The following is a 15925-nucleotide window of genomic DNA, read 5'->3' as shown; positions in this document are numbered from 1 at the left end:
GAAGCGGCATCTATGATCGAGCAATGACCTCGACCCTGACCCTCCCTCAGGCACGTCGGATCGCCTTGGAGGCCCAGGGACTGTCAAGAGTACGGTCCACCCAGCCCGCGGGAACGCGGGAGGTGGGCCGTATCCTTGAGCGAATCCAGCTCCTGCAGATTGACTCCGTCAACGTATTGGCCCGTAGCCACTACCTCCCGGTCTTCGCGCGGGCCGGCGCATACGACCGCGCGTTGCTGGACCGTATGGCCGGGCAGTCGCCGCGTCGGCTCGTCGAGTACTGGGCGCATGAGGCGAGTTTCATCCGACCGGCCCTCTTCCCCTATCTGCTGACCGTTCAGAGCCGAAAGTGGGCCAGCGCTTCCTCCCTTCCGGAGGAACTGACGGAGTCGCTGAGCTCACGCATTCTGGAACTGCTGGAGAGATCCAGGCCGCTCACAGCTGCGCAGGTACAGGACCGAATCGGCCACGTCGAGGATAGAACCTCGGACCAGTGGGGCTGGAACTGGTCCTCGGTCAAACGGGTATTGGAGGACCTGTTCCAGCACGGGCTCGTGACATCGGCGGGAAGGACACCACAGTTTGAGAGACGTTACACGCTCACCGGGAAGGTCATGCCGGATCTGGTCCGTGCCCAGGTGGATGTGTCCGCCGAGGAGGCCTATCTCCACCTTGCCGAACGTGCAGCTAAAGCGCTGGGCATCGGAATGGTGCGTTGTATAGCAGACTATTTCCGGACACCCATCAAGCCGACAACGGCCGCAATCCATACTTTGGTGCAGCGCGGCACGCTGGTTCCGGTCAGCGTGCAGGGCTGGTCTCAGCCTGCGTACCGCTTCGCCGGGTCCATTCTTCCGCGGTCAGCCGACGGTCGTGCGCTGCTGAGCCCTTTCGATTCCATGGTTTTCGAACGGCGACGGCTCTTGGCGCTCTTCGGCTTTCACTATCGCATCGAAATTTACACGCCCGCTCAGAAACGGCAATTCGGTTACTACGTCCTGCCCTTCCTGCTGCGCGATCAAATGGTTGCGCGGGTGGACCTGAAGGCGGACCGTCCCTCCGGCCGGCTCCTGGTGCGGGCTGCGCACGGCGAGTTGTCGATGCCGCCAGATACCGGCGTCGAACTGGCCGAGGAACTGACGCTCATGGCGCGGTGGTTGGGGCTCAGCCAGGTTGTCGTGGAAGAGCGTGGCGACCTCTCGGCGGAGCTGGGAGCCTTGATGGTCGGCAAGTATGGCTGGGAACTAAATCGGGGGACAGTACGTCTCTCACGTAGACTGAACTCGCCAGAAAGCGGCGTACCTAGATTGGGAGCAAAAACCAGTGCCATCACTTCTTGAACGAGTCCTACGTACCGGCGATAAGAAGACACTGAAACAACTCCGCAATTACGCCGATGCGATCAACGTCCTGGAGGACGAGTTCCGCGGCCTCAGCGACGAGGAGCTGCGGGGAGAAACAGAGAAGCTCAAGCAGCGCTACAAGGACGGCGACACGCTGGAGGCGCTGCTGCCGGAGGCATTCGCTGCCGTAAGGGAAGCTTCAAGCCGAACCCTCGGCCTTCGGCACTTCGACGTTCAGCTCATGGGTGGAGCGGCCCTTCACCTTGGCAACATCGCCGAGATGAAGACCGGTGAGGGTAAAACCCTTGTTGCCACGGCGCCCGCCTACCTCAACGCGCTGACAGGTAATGGCGTTCATATCGTCACGACCAACGATTACCTCGCGGAGTACCAGTCCGACCTCATGGGCCGCGTCTTCCGTTTCCTCGGCATGAGCTGTGGATGCATCCTCTCGAAGCAGGACCCGGCTACGCGCCGCGAACAGTACGCTTCCGACATAACTTATGGAACCAACAACGAGTTTGGGTTCGATTACCTGCGCGACAACATGGCCTGGAGCGCAACTGAGCTGGTGCAGCGCGGACACAACTTCGCCATCGTTGACGAGGTCGACTCCATCCTGATCGACGAAGCCCGCACGCCCCTCATTATCTCGGGGCAGGCATCCGGTGACGTCAACCGTTGGTACACCGAATTCTCCAAGGTTGTTACCCGGCTGACGCGGGAGACCGACTATGAGGTCGACGAGAAAAAGCGGACAGTCGGCGTGCTGGAAGGTGGAATCGAGAAGGTTGAGGATTACCTCGGCATCCAGAACCTGTATGAGTCGGCGAACACGCCCCTGATCGGATTCCTCAATAACGCCATTAAGGCCAAGGAACTGTTCAAGCGCGACAAGGACTACGTGGTCCTCAACGGCGAGGTCATGATCGTCGACGAGCACACGGGCCGAATCCTCGCCGGCCGGCGTTATAACGAAGGCATGCACCAGGCGATCGAGGCGAAGGAAGGCGTCGAGATCAAGGCCGAGAACCAGACGCTCGCCACCGTGACCCTGCAGAACTACTTCCGCCTGTATGAGAAGTTGTCCGGCATGACCGGCACCGCTGAAACAGAAGCTGCGGAGTTCATGGGTACCTACAAACTTGGCGTCGTTCCCATTCCGACCAACATGCCGATGATCCGTGATGATCGCTCGGACCTGATCTACAAGAATGAAATCGCCAAGTTCGAGGCGGTCGTCAAGGACATCGCGGAACGCCATGAACTGGGTCAGCCGGTTCTCGTCGGCACCACCTCTGTCGAAAAGAGCGAGTACCTGTCCAAGCAGCTGGCGAAGGCAGGCATCCGTCACGAAGTGCTGAACGCAAAGAACCATGCGCGGGAAGCGGCGATCGTCGCTCAGGCCGGTCGAAAGGGCGCGGTCACGGTTGCAACCAACATGGCCGGTCGCGGTACGGACATCATGCTCGGCGGCAACGCGGAGTTCAACGCGGTCACTGCGATGGAAAAAAAGGGCCTTCACCCTGCCGAAAACCCGGACGAGTACGAGGCTGAATGGCCGAAAGCGTTGGCTGTGGCGAAAGAATCCGTACAGACCGAGCAGGACGAGGTGCGCGAGCTCGGCGGTCTCTATGTGCTCGGTACCGAGCGCCACGAATCCCGGCGAATCGATAACCAGTTGAGGGGCCGTTCAGGGCGCCAGGGCGACCCCGGGGCATCGCGATTCTATCTTTCGCTGACCGATGATTTGATGCGGCTGTTCAATTCAGGTGCGGCCGAGCGCATCATGAACAGCTCGACCATGCCTGATGATGTGGCTCTCGAGTCGAAAATGGTTTCGAAGGCGATCGAGAACGCCCAAGGGCAGGTTGAGGGCCGTAACGCCGAACAGCGGAAGAACGTCCTGAAGTACGACGACGTCCTTAACCGTCAGCGCGAGGCGATCTATAGCGATCGGCGGCGAATCCTGGAGGGCGATGACCTGCACGAGAAGGTCGCTCACTTCCTTGAGGACGTTGTAACGGCGATGGTCGACGAAGCGACAGTGCAGGGACACGGCGATGACTGGGACTACGAACAGCTTTGGACCAACCTCAAGACCCTGTATCCCATCAACCTGACCATCGATGAGGTGATTGAGGAAGCCGGCGGGAAGTCAAAGGTCACGAGGGACTTCCTCCATGCCGAGATTCTTTCTGACGCGAAGCTCGCGTACCAGCAGCGGGAGACCGTGCTCGGCGAAAAATCGATGCGTGAGCTGGAGCGCCGGGTTGTGCTCTCGGTCATCGGACGAAAGTGGCAGGAGCACCTCTATGAGATGGACTACCTGAAGGAAGGCATCGGTCTCCGGGCCATGGCCCAACGCGATCCGCTGGTGGAGTACCAGCGCGAGGGATTCGTGCTGTTCCAGGCCATGATGGAAGCTATCCGCGAGGAAAGCATTGGCTATATCTTCAATCTTGAGGTTGAGGTGACGCCGGCCCAACAGACAGGCCTTCCGGGGGTAGCTGATGGCCGCGGCCTGGTGGATACGCCGACCATCAAAGCGGCCGGACTTGAAGCGCCGGAGCGCCCTGCGAGCCTGAATTTCAGCGCTCCAAATGCGCAGGGCGAGGTTGAGACGAGGGTGGAACGCCGTCGTAATGAATCCACTCCGGACACGGGTAAGGAAACCCGCTCCGCTCAACGGGCATCAGCCAAGCGTCGCCGCAAGTAGTTCAATACTGACGCCGTTCCTGTGGTTGGGACGGCGTCAGCCTACCTGCATCTCGGTTACCCGCCATTGTCCCCGCCACCGCTCAATGCGTAGGGCGATAGCGCGTGCTCTTCGCTGCTCGGCTGCGACCACGGAGGCTTCGAATATGGTCTCAGAGATGGCACAGATTCGGACTGTACGGATCATGACGTTGCGGTGAAGACGCATCGTATTGGTGCTGGACGGTCCCTTCCCAATCTGGTCGTTTGATTGCTCAACGCTGCGCACCAGGTTAGCCCGCAACTGAAGGCGCTCGTAGCTTCGGGCATCCAGTAGGCGAGCCATCTGCTGCAGTGGCCTCGTGCCGCCCAGCACCTCAAGAGCGCCGCGGGCGACTTTGCGTGCAACTGCTTCGAGTTCCTCAGGAATCTCGGGCTCCGGACTAGGAGCGGGTGCGGCAGGCCGAGTCAATGGAACCACGACCGAGGTGTCGTCGCGGGGTCCGGTGTGCGCAGGCCTCGGCAGGACCGGCCTGGGTGCGCCGCTGGCAGATGCCAGAGCCCCATAGCCGGCGGCCAGGCTCAGACGGGCGATCATACTCATGTGAATTCCTCGCTTTGCCTAGGATCCTGTTGGTGCGTAGAGAACTTGGCCGGGTAGGAGAAGATCGGGTTGCTCACCGATTACCTGCTTGTTAGCCGCGAACCACCGCGGCCAGGCTTTGGCCACTTCAGCTTCGGATGCCGTCGGGCCGAGATGCTTCGCAGCTATTGACCACAGCGAATCACCCGGTTGCACGATGACTTCAGCTGTGTTTGTTGCACTGGGCGCGGCAGCGCGGTCAGCCTTCACCAGAAGGCCCCCGTCTGCCGGAGGTGCTGTCGGCTGCCACAGAGGCTCCGGTGCATGCGGTTCTCCTGCGGTAGCCCACAGTGGACTGAGCGCCGTAGCATCCTCCGCGGCCTGGGCCTGCTGAGCCTCCTTAGCAACCGCCACGCTGGCCGGAGCCGGCGTATCTGCATGGGCTGCTGGCACAGCGAATAGGTTGAACCCCAGCACCGCGCACGCCAGGGTGCGCATGAACGCGGGTGAAAAGGATCCGGTACGCGTTGCTGCCTGGTGCAGGCCGCGCCGCGACAGGATTTCCGCGATCAGGGCAATGCAGAATGTAAGTGCCCACCAGGCCAGCACCACCAGGCCCAGAATGCTTACCGCGAGGCCGACCAGATTCTCCACGCCCGGCTCATTGGTGCTCCGATGCAGAAAGGCTGCCAGTGAACCCCCGATGAAGTAGAGCCCAGCGCCGAGCAGAAGTACGCCCAACGCCATTGCCACATCTGTCTTCTGGACCATTTTATCCTCGTTTAATGTCATTTGACGTGTTTTAAACAGTTTGACATCACTTGTCTACACTCAATGAAGTTCAATGTCCACTCTTGACCCGCATATGAGCGACCCATAGGGTTGCCCAGTGCGATGGAGAGCGTTGTTCGATGACCTTGAGGTTCAGTTTGCTGCGTCTGAACGGCTGGCGGAGGAGTCAGAAATTGCCGACCGCGTCCGGCTCGAGCAGGCGGGCATACTGCTGATAGACCGCTTGCGGGGGCAGCTGGGGCTGATCCTGAGAATCAGGGTCTCAGGGGGCGTTCTGTTCGACGGTGAGTTGACCCATGTAGGGTCCGAATGGGTGGTGCTCAGTAAGGCGACCGGCGACGTCGTTATCCCTCTAGCGGCTGTTCAGCTCGTTGAGGGACTGGGGAGGAAGGTGCTCGGGGATACTTCCAGGGTGCAGTCCGCGCTGGGCCTGGCTTCAGCCCTGAGAACCCTTGCCCGTGATCGGAGCCATGTGGTGGTGCATAGCGCCGACGCCGGTGCCTGCATCGAGGGCACAATCGACCGGGTAGGCAAGGACTTCATGGAAATTGCAGCCGTGCTGCCTGGGGAGCAGCGTCGCTCAGGCAGCGTCGGTGCTGTATATGCGGTCCCGTTCGCCGGTATAGCAGCCGTATCCTCCCGTAGCTAGCATCTAACTGCGAGGCTTAACGGATCAGGGCGGCACATCTATGATGCGCCGCCCTGATCCGGATACACCTGTCAGAAGTCCTGCTCGGCGTGGATGCCTTCCTTCAGGCTCGCTGCCGTTTTCTGGTAAGCGCGAGCGATGTAGTCCTCAAGGACCTGGGTCTCCACCCGCCATTGACCGCGCCCGCCCACCTGAATAGCTGGTAACTCACCGGAGCGCACCAGCGCATAGGTCTGCGACGAGGAGATGTTGAGGACTTCTCCCACGTCCGCCAACGTCATGAATCGTTTCTCTGCCACGAAAGCCGCCTTTCCCTTCGCCCAATGCAAGAAACCTGTTGCTTCTATCTTGCCATCACTGAAGGCGCCCCATCGCCGGTTATCCACAGTTTCGTGCTGTTCGACGAAGTTCGTTTCCATTTGCTGCCCAGGTGCAAGAGAATTGCTTCGGCAACGCATGTCTTGTTGCACGGTGCACGTGTTCTGCACCAACGTAAAACAGGGGAGTATCAGTGAGTCTCAGAACCGAAAGTCCATCGGCAGTCAACACGCCGGTTCGTCTCCGTAAGCCGTCCTGGAAGGACCCGCGGCTGCTGATTGGCCTGCTGCTGGTCTGCGTCTCGATCGCCGGCGTTATTGCCCTGGTGGAGAGCGTGGACAGCACTACCGATGTCTATGCCGCCCGCGATGACCTCGCCGTCGGCGCTGAACTCACGGTGGAGGACTTCGACGTTGTGCCGGTCCGGTTGGGTGATGTTCAGGGTTCATACCGATTGGTGAGCGAAGGGATTCCGGATAATGCGGTGGCGCAGCGCCTGATCCGTGCGGGAGAACTGTTGCCGGCGTCGGGAATTGCGGCCGCGGATGAACACGATCGAAAGCCCGTCGGGCTGACAATCGAGGACCCGTTGCCTGCCGGAACGACTACCGGTGACCGTGTGGATGTGTGGGTTTCACCGCGTGGCGAGGGAGATGACTACGGCGAGCCGAAACTGCTGCTCGAGGGAGCAGAAATCTTCGACTACACGGAAGACGATTCCGCCCTGGCGGCGAGCCAATCCGTTCGTATTTTCGTCCTGGTCGATGACAAGACACTGCCGGCTCTTCTGGACGCCCTGTCAAACGAATCGAGAATCGCTGTCGTCGTGAACGCGGGGGCACGATGAGCATCCCAGTGGTTACGGTCGGGGAATCGGCCAGCGAGTGCGTTACCGGGCTGGAACAGTTGCGGGGACCGGTTACCGTTGTCCGTCGCTGCGAAGAATTCACCGAGATGATTGCGGCGTGCCAGACAGGCATCGCGCGTGCAGCGATCATCGCTTTTGACGCGGGTGAGCTCACAGCTTCACTCCTGGACCGCCTGCGCGCAGCTGATGTGGCCGTAGTGGCGCTCGCCGATGACAATGATGCACAGGAGCGCCTGCGTGCGTTGAATATCCGGCAGGCAGGAACCAACGTGGAACCCGCTGTTCTGGCCGAACAGGTTTCCTTAGCCGTCGCAGATCTCGAGCTTCACAGGGATACGGGCAGCAGCAGTTCCTTCGCCGAGACGGCGGATTCCCTGGTGCCGCGAACCCCTGCGCCCGCCGCGGATCCCGAGTCCGACGGCGATGGGCGGGTCATTGCAATCTGGGGGCCGACTGGCGCGCCCGGCCGCACCACCCTTGCAGTGAACCTTGCGGCCGAACTCACGGCAACCGGCTCGCGTGTACTCCTGATCGATGCGGATACGTATGGCGCGAGTGTCGCTGCCGCCCTTGGACTCCTGGATGAGTCAGCTGCCGTAGCCCAGGCATGCCGGTTCGCCGATCAGGGATCGCTGGACTCTGCCATGCTGATGCGGGTTTGCTCCGAGGTGCTCATCGAGGGAAACGCCCTGAATGTCCTTACCGGCATCACCCGGCCGGACCGGTGGGCTGAAGTTCGGCCCTCCGCCCTCAGCCGCATCATCGCAGTGGCCCGCTCAAGTGCGGACGCCGTCGTCGTCGACTGTGGTTTTGGGCTGGAAGCGGACGAGGAGTTGAGCTTCGACACCCTGGCGCCCCGGCGTAACGGTGCAACGTTGCGCTGTCTCGAACTCGCCGACGAGGTATACGCGGTGGGAGCCGCTGACTCCATTGGCGTCCCCCGTTTGGTCCGCGGTCTCAACGAACTCGCAGAGGCCGTACCCACGGCGGTTCCTCGCGTGATCTTCAACAAGGTCCGTGCCGCTTCCGTGGGTCGCTCGCCGGAACGCCAGCTGCGGGAGGCCTGGGAACGCTTCGGGCCGGCGTCAGCGATTTCAGCCTTTCTGCCCGCCGATTTCGACGCCGCGGATGCCGCGCTGCTGGCGGGTTCGACCCTGTGCGAGGCAGCGCCTGCGTCACCGTTGCGCCAGAGCATCGCAAGCTTGGTCGATGCACCGGTTGAACAACGGAGGAGGGGCTCCACTGGAGCACCCAACAACGAAATGAAGTTTTCCGGCAACGGCGTTAGGCTCTCACAGTAAGGGGGTCGCAAAGGGGCGGCCTTTCATCTCGTTACGGAGGCGGTTCATGTCGTCTGGATCCAGCACCACGGAACAGTCCAGCTCTGACACTTCACTCACCGAGTTCATCCAGCACTATTACCAGCACCTCGCGGAGGACGACGCCGGCGCCTATTCGCCCGACGCCCTCGGCGACAGGGCGCTGAAGCATCGCTCGACGGCCGCGATCCGGCCGACCGGCGAGGCAAAGGTCGATATCTTCGACCAGGATGACGCAAGCATCGTCATGATCGTCACTGACGACATGCCGTTCCTGGTGGATTCGGTAACGGCTGAGCTGGTGAGGCAACAGGCAGCTATCCGGTTGGTGGTGCATCCCACCTTCGTGGCCGTACGCCATCGGCAGTCCCATGAATTGGAGCGGCTGCGGCGCGTTCCCTCATCTGCGGGCGTCTCCAGCGGAGACACCGCAGCGCTGCCGAACCTGTCCGAGGTCGGTGCGCACAGTGATCTCACCGCGCATGTCGAGTCCTGGATTGCAGTGGAGATCGGCCGCGTCGCAGATCAAACCCGCAAGGCGGCGATCATCGAGGGGCTTCAGCGTGTCCTTTCTGACGTCCGTGCAGCTGTCGAGGATTGGGCTGCGATGCGTAGCAAGGTGCGCGAAATCTCAGTCACGCTCGAATCAGTGCCAAGCGCGGCTGAAGTCCCGGACCTGGCTCAGGCACGGGAGCTGCTGGAGTGGCTCGATAACGGCAACTTCACCTTCCTTGGCTACAAGGAATACGACCTCGTGGCCGAGAATGGGGAAGACGTACTGCGGGTGCGCGGGGAGAGCGGCCTCGGCCTGCTGCGACACTCCATCGACGGCCGCCACGTGCAGCACCTGACGCAGGCGGGACGGGCGAAAGCACGCGAGAAGCAGGCCCTCGTGATCACCAAGGCAAACTCACGGTCTACAGTGCACCGGGCTGCCTACCTCGACTACATCGGGGTCAAGCAATTCGACAGCCAGGGCAACGTGTGCGGTGAGCGCAGGTTCATCGGCCTGTTCGCGACCAGCGCGTACACCGGGTCTGTTCGGAATGTCCCGATCGTTCGCGACAAGGTGAACGAGGTGCTGCGCCGTTGCGGTTTTCCCTCGGATTCACACTCCGGCAAGGACTTGCTGTCCATTCTTGAGACGTATCCACGCGACGAACTCTTCCAGATAGACATCGACGATCTGGTGGCTACTGCCCTGGGCATCCTCCGCCTGCAGGAGCGGCGGCGCACCAGACTGTTCCTCCGCCCGGACACCTATGGCCGCTTCATGTCGGCACTCGTGTACCTGCCGCGCGATCGCTACACGACCAGCGTCCGCCTTCGCATCGAAGAGGAACTGCGGCGTACGTTCAACGCCGAGTCCATTGATTATGAAGCGCGCATGAGCGAGTCAGCGCTCGCCCGGCTGTTCTTCCGGATCCGGCTCCCGAAGGGCGCCGAGGTTGCCCATGTCGAGGTGGCGGACCTGGAGAAGCGCCTCGTCGGCGCCGCCCGGTCCTGGTCCGAAGGTATCGATGAAGTGGCAAGAAGCCGGTTCAGCCGTCGTGAAGCCGAACGATTCGCGGAGCTTTGGGCGGAAGCATTCCCGGCCGCCTACAGAGTGGATTATGAGGTCGAGGACGCGCTCGAGGACATCGAACGCTTCTCCATTTATGACCGCACCGATACGCCGGGGCCGGTCATGCATGTTTACGTCCCGACGGGTGCCGGAGAGCATCTGGAGGAAGATGCCCGGTTGAAGCTGTACCTCACCGAGCCCAAGAGCCTTAGCCAGATCCTTCCGTTCCTCCACAACCTGGGACTCGAAGTCCTCGATGAACGCCCGTTCGAGATCGAGCGATCCGACGGCCGGGAGTTCTTCCTCTATGACCTCGGCCTGAAGTACCCGAGTGGTATCGACCCCAAGGGGACGGGGGAGCTGCTGGAGGATGCGTTTGCGGCCGCCGTAGCGAATGCCAGCGAATCCGATTCCTTCGACCGCCTGGTCCTGAGGGAGGATCTGCGGTGGCGCCAGGTCGTCATCCTGCGAAGCTATGCGAAGTACATGCGGCAGATGGGAAACATCAACTCCTACGGCTTCATCAGTGACACGCTGCTGACCAACCCGGATGTGACCCGGAGTCTGGTAGCTCTCTTCGAAGCACGGTTCGACCCCGACCTGGATGATGAGGAACACGCCGCCATGACCGTCGGTGTGCGGGAAAAGCTCGAGGCCGGTCTTGAGCAGGTGCCTACCCTGGACGCCGACCGTGTCCTGAGGACCTTCGCGAACCTGATCGAAGCTACGCTGCGCACCAACTATTTCCAGGACAAGCGCCATGTCAGCTTCAAGCTGAACACCTCCGCTATCGATGGGGCGCCGCACCCTCGGCCGAAGTTCGAGATCTGGGTGTACTCGCCTCAGGTCGAGGGCGTCCATCTCCGCTTCGGGGAAGTGGCCCGTGGCGGGTTGCGCTGGTCCGACCGGCGGGAGGATTTCCGTACCGAGGTGCTCGGGCTGGTGAAGGCACAGACCGTCAAGAACGCCGTCATCGTCCCCACTGGCGCAAAGGGCGGATTCTTCGCAAAGCAATTACCGGACCCGGCGCAGGACCGGGCAGCGTGGATGACGGAAGGGCAGTCAAGCTACCGGACGTTTATCCGTGCCCTGCTCGACATCACGGACAATCTCGTAACCACCGACGACGGAGAGCGGGTGGTCCCGCCGCCGCGTGTTGTCCGGCACGACGCCGACGACAGCTACCTGGTCGTGGCTGCGGACAAGGGCACTGCTTCATTCTCCGACATCGCCAACGAACTTTCCGCCGAGTACGGCTTCTGGTTGGGCGATGCTTTCGCTTCCGGCGGATCGGTCGGCTATGACCACAAGGCGATGGGCATCACAGCCCGGGGCGCCTGGGAATCGGTCAAGCGCCACTTCAGCGAGTTCGGCATCGACACGCAGACCGAGGATTTCACGGTCGCTGGTGTGGGTGACATGAGCGGAGACGTGTTCGGCAATGGCATGCTCCTGTCCGAGCACATCCGACTGGTCGCTGCCTTCGACCACCGCCATATCTTCCTGGATCCCAACCCGGACGCGCCGTCGTCGTTCGCTGAGCGCAAGCGACTCTTCGAACTTCCCCGATCGAGTTGGGAGGACTACAACGCCGAGCTCATCAGCGAGGGCGGTGGCATCTATCCCCGCCACGTGAAATCCGTACCCATCTCGGCGCAGGTTCGCGATTCGCTTGGCCTGGATGAGTCAACCACGAGCATGAGTCCGCCCGAGCTACTGCGGGCAATTCTCACCGCCCCCGTGGATCTCCTCTATAACGGCGGAATTGGGACCTACGTCAAGGCGTCAACGGAAACGCACTCGGACGTGGGGGACAAGGCGAACGACGCCATCAGGGTAAATGGCGATCAACTGAGGGCACGCGTTGTGGGCGAAGGCGGAAACCTTGGCATGACCCAACGCGGTCGCATCGAAGCGGCGCTGAACGGTGTCATCCTGAACACGGACGCGATTGACAACTCGGCGGGCGTCGACTGCTCCGACCACGAAGTGAATATCAAGATCTTCGTTGACCGGATGGTGCGAACGGGACATCTGCCGGCGGAAGAACGGGCAGAGTTCCTTCACTCGATGACGGATGAAGTTGCCGGTCTTGTGCTGCAGGACAATATCGACCAGAACGTGCTGCTGCTGAACGACAGGCAGCGTGTGCTGGAGTGGAGCCCGAGCTTTGAGCGGCTGATGGACTGGCTCGAAAAGAAGGCAGACCTCAACCGTGAACTTGAGGCTCTTCCCTCCACACGTGAACTGCGTGCTCGGGCGGAGAAGGGCCAGGGGCTTACCTCGCCCGAGCTTTCCGTGCTTGCCGCATACGCGAAGATCGAGCTCACGAAGGCCCTGACCCAGAGCGATCTCGCCGACGATCCCTGGTTCAAGGACACGTTGCGGGATTACTTCCCCAGCCAGGTCGTGGATCGATTTGACAGTGAACTGGACACTCATCCACTGCGGCGGGAGATCATCTCAACCGTAGTGGCGAACGACATGATCAACATGGGCGGAATCACTTTCGTGTTCCGGGTCATGGAGGAGACTTCAGTCTCCGAGTCGGTTGTCGCGCGGGCCTTTGTAGCACTCCGCGAGATCTACGATCTTCAACGGATCGTGGGGGCGCTCGCGGAACTGCCAGCCAGCTTCCCCACCGAACGCTGGGCAACCGTTCACCTCGATATTCGCCGACTGCTCGACCGCGCGGTGAGATGGTTCGTGAACCACGTCGGGCAGGGAACCACTGTTGAGGAGGATATCGCTGCGTTCAAGCCGCTGATCGATCCGCTGCGCACCAAGCTGGTCAATTACGTCCGTGGCGGGGATCTGGAGCGTGTCCGAAGCTGGTTCGCGCAAGCTGAAGAGTGGGGGCTGCCCGACAACATCGCGCAGCATTGGGCCGAACAGTTCGAGTCCTTCGGGCTCCTGGACGTAGCGCTCATCTCCCGCCGCGTCGATGAGCCTGTGGAACGGATCGCCGAGGTCTACTACGCAATCTACGATCGCTTCAATATCGACAACCTGCTCGAACGCATCACATCGCTGCCGAGGGAGGACCGCTGGCAGGCCCTGGCCCGGGCAGCACTCCGGGATGACCTGTATTCGACCGTTTCTGAGATGACCGTGTCAGTGATGAACAGTTCGTCACATTTGGATTCAGCGGACGCGTCGAGCAGGCTTCAGGAGTGGGAGAAGCTCAACGCTGAACACCTTGACCGCGCGAAGAAGATGTTCGCCGAGGTAAACCAGCTGGAGCGTGATGACATGGCATCCCTATCGGTCGCACTGCGTCTGCTGCGTTCGATCGTCCGGCAGTAGAGGGAGGCGCTGAGTTGGCAATCTTCACGGACCCAATCCGCGAGCACGCGGGTTTCGCTCCCGGAGACGCCGAATGGCTTCACCTTTTGGTGGGGGACTGGCAGATGGTCGCCGACCTTGCTTTCGCGGACCTCGCGCTGTGGTTCCCCCTGCACGACGGCGGTTACGTCGCCCTTGCGCATGTCCGCCCGTCAACCTCGCATACCGTTTTCCACAGTGACTTCGTGGGTGAGCGTATCCGGGCGGATCTGCAGCCCCTGGTTGACAAGGCGTGGGAATCACAGGCCATTGAGCGGTCCGGTGAGACCAACTGGACAACCGAGATGGCCATGCGGGTGGAAGCCGTACCGATGGTGCGCAACGGACGTACCCTCGCCGTTGTTACCTCCCACATGGACCTTTCGAGTTCGAGGATGCCTTCCCGGCTGGAGCTCACCTATCGCCAGTGTGCCTACGACCTGCTGCGTATGGGCACGCTGGGGTTGTGGCCCGATTTCGCTACGCCTACCGGCTCCAGGCGGGGCGCCCCCCGCGTGGGCGACGGGCTGATACGGCTCGATATCGACGGCGTAGTCCAGTATGCGAGCCCGAACGGGGTATCAGCGTTCCGCAGGCTCGGGGATGTCGAAACGCTGGAAGGCCGTCCGCTGGCCGAGATTGTGACCTCGCTGCTGAAGGACCAGCGCGTAGTCGATGAGACGCTGCCGCTTGTGCTGACCGGCAAGATGCCCTGGCGGACCGAGATCGAGTCCCGGGGTGTGAGTCTCTCGCTGCGGGCCATCCCGCTTCGCGACGAGAAGGAGCGATTCGGAGCCCTCGTGCTGTGCCGTGATGTCTCGGAGCTGAGGCGGCGGGAAATGGAGCTGGTATCCAAGGACGCCACCATCCGCGAAATTCACCACCGGGTGAAGAACAACCTGCAGACCGTCGCAGCACTGCTGCGCATGCAGTCGCGCCGCATGGTCAGTGACGAGGCCAAGCAAGGCCTAGAGCAGGCTATGCGGCGGGTGGCGACCATCGCACTCGTGCACGAAACACTGTCCCAGGGCCTGTCCCAGAACGTGGATTTCGATGAGCTGATTGCCCGCCAGTTCCGGTTGTCCGCCGAAGTTGCTTCGCCCAACCAGGCTGTCCGTACTGAACGCTCGGGTGAATTCGGGGAATTACCCAGCGACTTCGCCACGCCCCTGGCTCTTGTCATCAACGAGTTGGTGACAAACGCCGTCGAGCACGGACTGGCGGAGAAGACCGGGACGGTGTGGTTGACGGCTGACCGCAGCGAGGGCGACGACGGCGAGTTGCTCACCGTGACCGTGAAGGACGACGGCGCGGGGTTGCCGCCTGAAGGATACAGTGAGGGGCTGGGCCTGCAGATTGTGCGGACCCTGGTGATGAGCGAGTTGGGCGGCTCGATCGAATGGACTCCCCGTGAAGGTGGAGGAACCGTAGTCAGTATCGAGATGGGGATTCGCAGCGACACACGATAGTTTTTGTTGCTGGACCAGCAATAGCAAGCGAAAGGGAGCGCATCGAGGATGCGCTCCCTTTCGCTATAAATGGTGTGTCAGGAAGCCCTGCGGGCGCGAGCTGCGCGACGTTTCAGCGCACGTCGCTCGTCCTCGCTCAGTCCTCCCCACACGCCGGCGTCCTGGCCGGATTCGATAGCCCACTGCAGGCAGGTATCCACCACCTGACAGCGCCGGCAGACACTCTTGGCTTCCTCGATCTGAAGCAGGGCGGGTCCTGTGTTGCCTACAGGGAAGAACAGCTCCGGGTCCTTGTCGAGGCAGGCAGCGCGGCTACGCCAGTCCATGCTGATCACTTTCTCCTTACAGCTCGCGAGCTTTGTGAAAACATTCACGAGTGGTGTCATAGTAAAGGGGGCCACTACGGCCCCCGCATTTTCCTTCATCAAGGCTGTCACGTTACGTGTGCGCAAACAAGAGGTAACCGTAGGGTAATTGCCTCAAAGCGTGAGGGATGCGTCACACAGTTGACATCAGGCAAAGCGGTCGTAGCTGTCAACGACTATGTCCGGTAGGGTGCCACTGTGTCAAGACCCCCTGGACAGCCCCAATCCCCACGTTCCGGACGGCCGCCAGGTGTGGCGATCATCGCCGTCATCCTGGTTTGCGAAGCCGTTGCGCTCTTCGCCGTAGCTGGCTGGTTCGTGTACGGATTGCTGACCAGCGCGCCCGCATCCCTGGGCGGAGCGGTGTTCATGGTGGTGCTGCTCATACTGTTCGCGGTCTGGTTATTAGTTGTGGGGCACTTCTTCTATCGCGGGTACCGATGGACGAGGTCCGCCTCTCTGGTGTTTCAGTTCTTCGTCATGGTCGTTGCCATTCCGACGCTGACCGCAGGCATTATCTGGCTCGGTCTCCTCCTCTTGATTCCTGCCGTCCTTGTCCTGCATCAACTGTTTACGCGCGACGTGATCGCCTTCACCAGCCGCACCGGGGAAGGGACCCCCGCACTGTAACGGT

The 15925-nt window shown here is 61.4% G+C and carries 12 protein-coding genes; 8 read left to right on the top strand and 4 right to left on the bottom strand.

The annotated features are described in order from the left end of the window. Positions 1 to 23 precede the first annotated feature (23 nt). Together BJ994_RS10110 and secA are read left to right on the top strand one after the other, a co-directional pair. Complete coding sequence (locus BJ994_RS10110) at positions 24 to 1340, top strand: winged helix-turn-helix domain-containing protein (RefSeq protein ID WP_167993789.1); 1317 nt, start codon at positions 24 to 26, stop codon at positions 1338 to 1340. Next, positions 1324 to 4062: a preprotein translocase subunit SecA gene (gene secA / locus BJ994_RS10105; protein WP_167993788.1), complete on the top strand. Its 2739-nt coding sequence runs from the start codon at positions 1324 to 1326 to the stop codon at positions 4060 to 4062. The genes BJ994_RS10110 and secA overlap by 17 nt, the downstream gene beginning before the upstream one ends. Positions 4063 to 4098: 36 nt before the next feature. Here secA and BJ994_RS10100 read toward each other — a convergent pair whose 3' ends face one another. Both BJ994_RS10100 and BJ994_RS10095 read right to left on the bottom strand, forming a co-directional pair. After that, positions 4099 to 4644, bottom strand: coding sequence for an Rv3235 family protein (locus tag BJ994_RS10100; RefSeq protein WP_167993787.1), 546 nt, complete (start codon positions 4642 to 4644; stop codon positions 4099 to 4101). Positions 4645 to 4662: 18 nt separating this feature from the next. Next, positions 4663 to 5394, bottom strand: a complete 732-nt coding sequence (locus BJ994_RS10095) for a LysM peptidoglycan-binding domain-containing protein (RefSeq protein WP_209066770.1) — start codon at positions 5392 to 5394, stop codon at positions 4663 to 4665. 118 nt (positions 5395 to 5512) lie between these two features. On the opposite strand from BJ994_RS10095, the gene BJ994_RS10090 reads away from it, so the two are divergent. Beyond that, the gene (locus BJ994_RS10090; protein ID WP_167993783.1) at positions 5513 to 6064 is read left to right on the top strand and encodes a hypothetical protein; all 552 of its coding nucleotides are present in this window, start codon (positions 5513 to 5515) and stop codon (positions 6062 to 6064) included. A 71-nt stretch (positions 6065 to 6135) separates the two neighbouring features. Here the strand turns inward: BJ994_RS10090 and BJ994_RS10085 are convergent, their stop codons facing one another. Beyond that, positions 6136 to 6363 (bottom strand): helix-turn-helix domain-containing protein, encoded by a 228-nt coding sequence (locus BJ994_RS10085; RefSeq protein WP_342450351.1) that lies wholly within the window; start codon positions 6361 to 6363, stop codon positions 6136 to 6138. A gap of 212 nt (positions 6364 to 6575) precedes the next feature. On the opposite strand from BJ994_RS10085, the gene BJ994_RS10080 reads away from it, so the two are divergent. The 4 genes from BJ994_RS10080 to BJ994_RS10065 are packed head-to-tail and all read left to right on the top strand — an operon-like array spanning position 6576 to position 14926. Continuing rightward, positions 6576 to 7229 carry a CpaB family protein gene (locus BJ994_RS10080; protein ID WP_167993781.1) on the top strand — a complete coding sequence of 218 codons (654 nt, stop codon included), beginning with the start codon at positions 6576 to 6578 and terminating at the stop codon, positions 7227 to 7229. Next, complete coding sequence (locus BJ994_RS10075; protein ID WP_167993780.1) at positions 7226 to 8551, top strand: CpaE/TadZ family protein; 1326 nt, start codon at positions 7226 to 7228, stop codon at positions 8549 to 8551. Before BJ994_RS10080 ends, BJ994_RS10075 begins: the two co-directional genes overlap by 4 nt. A 46-nt stretch (positions 8552 to 8597) precedes the next feature. Then, positions 8598 to 13439 (top strand): NAD-glutamate dehydrogenase, encoded by a 4842-nt coding sequence (locus tag BJ994_RS10070; RefSeq protein ID WP_167993779.1) that lies wholly within the window; start codon positions 8598 to 8600, stop codon positions 13437 to 13439. 14 nt (positions 13440 to 13453) lie between these two features. Further along, positions 13454 to 14926: a sensor histidine kinase gene (locus BJ994_RS10065; protein ID WP_167993778.1), complete on the top strand. Its 1473-nt coding sequence runs from the start codon at positions 13454 to 13456 to the stop codon at positions 14924 to 14926. Positions 14927 to 15003: 77 nt separating this feature from the next. Here BJ994_RS10065 and BJ994_RS10060 read toward each other — a convergent pair whose 3' ends face one another. Further along, positions 15004 to 15252 (bottom strand): WhiB family transcriptional regulator, encoded by a 249-nt coding sequence (locus BJ994_RS10060; protein WP_019483052.1) that lies wholly within the window; start codon positions 15250 to 15252, stop codon positions 15004 to 15006. Between the two features lie 237 nt (positions 15253 to 15489). Between BJ994_RS10060 and BJ994_RS10055 the strand changes: the two genes are divergently transcribed. Next, the gene (locus BJ994_RS10055; RefSeq protein ID WP_342450350.1) at positions 15490 to 15921 is read left to right on the top strand and encodes a hypothetical protein; all 432 of its coding nucleotides are present in this window, start codon (positions 15490 to 15492) and stop codon (positions 15919 to 15921) included. The last annotated feature ends 4 nt before the right edge of the window (positions 15922 to 15925 follow it).

The organism is Arthrobacter pigmenti, assembly GCF_011927905.1.
Classification (GTDB): Bacteria; Actinomycetota; Actinomycetes; order Actinomycetales; family Micrococcaceae; genus Arthrobacter_D; species Arthrobacter_D pigmenti.
This window is presented reverse-complemented; position numbering and strand designations above follow the sequence as displayed.

What these genes read in the sequence shown, in the direction of transcription:
- BJ994_RS10110 (WP_167993789.1), top strand. Translation starts at nt 24, where the DNA reads ATGACCTCGACCCTGACCCTCCCTCAGGCACGTCGGATCGCCTTGGAG.
- BJ994_RS10100 (WP_167993787.1), bottom strand. Translation starts at nt 4,644, where the DNA reads ATGAGTATGATCGCCCGTCTGAGCCTGGCCGCCGGCTATGGGGCTCTG.
- BJ994_RS10095 (WP_209066770.1), bottom strand. Translation starts at nt 5,394, where the DNA reads ATGGTCCAGAAGACAGATGTGGCAATGGCGTTGGGCGTACTTCTGCTC.
- BJ994_RS10075 (WP_167993780.1), top strand. Translation starts at nt 7,226, where the DNA reads ATGAGCATCCCAGTGGTTACGGTCGGGGAATCGGCCAGCGAGTGCGTT.
- BJ994_RS10070 (WP_167993779.1), top strand. Translation starts at nt 8,598, where the DNA reads ATGTCGTCTGGATCCAGCACCACGGAACAGTCCAGCTCTGACACTTCA.
- BJ994_RS10060 (WP_019483052.1), bottom strand. Translation starts at nt 15,252, where the DNA reads ATGGACTGGCGTAGCCGCGCTGCCTGCCTCGACAAGGACCCGGAGCTG.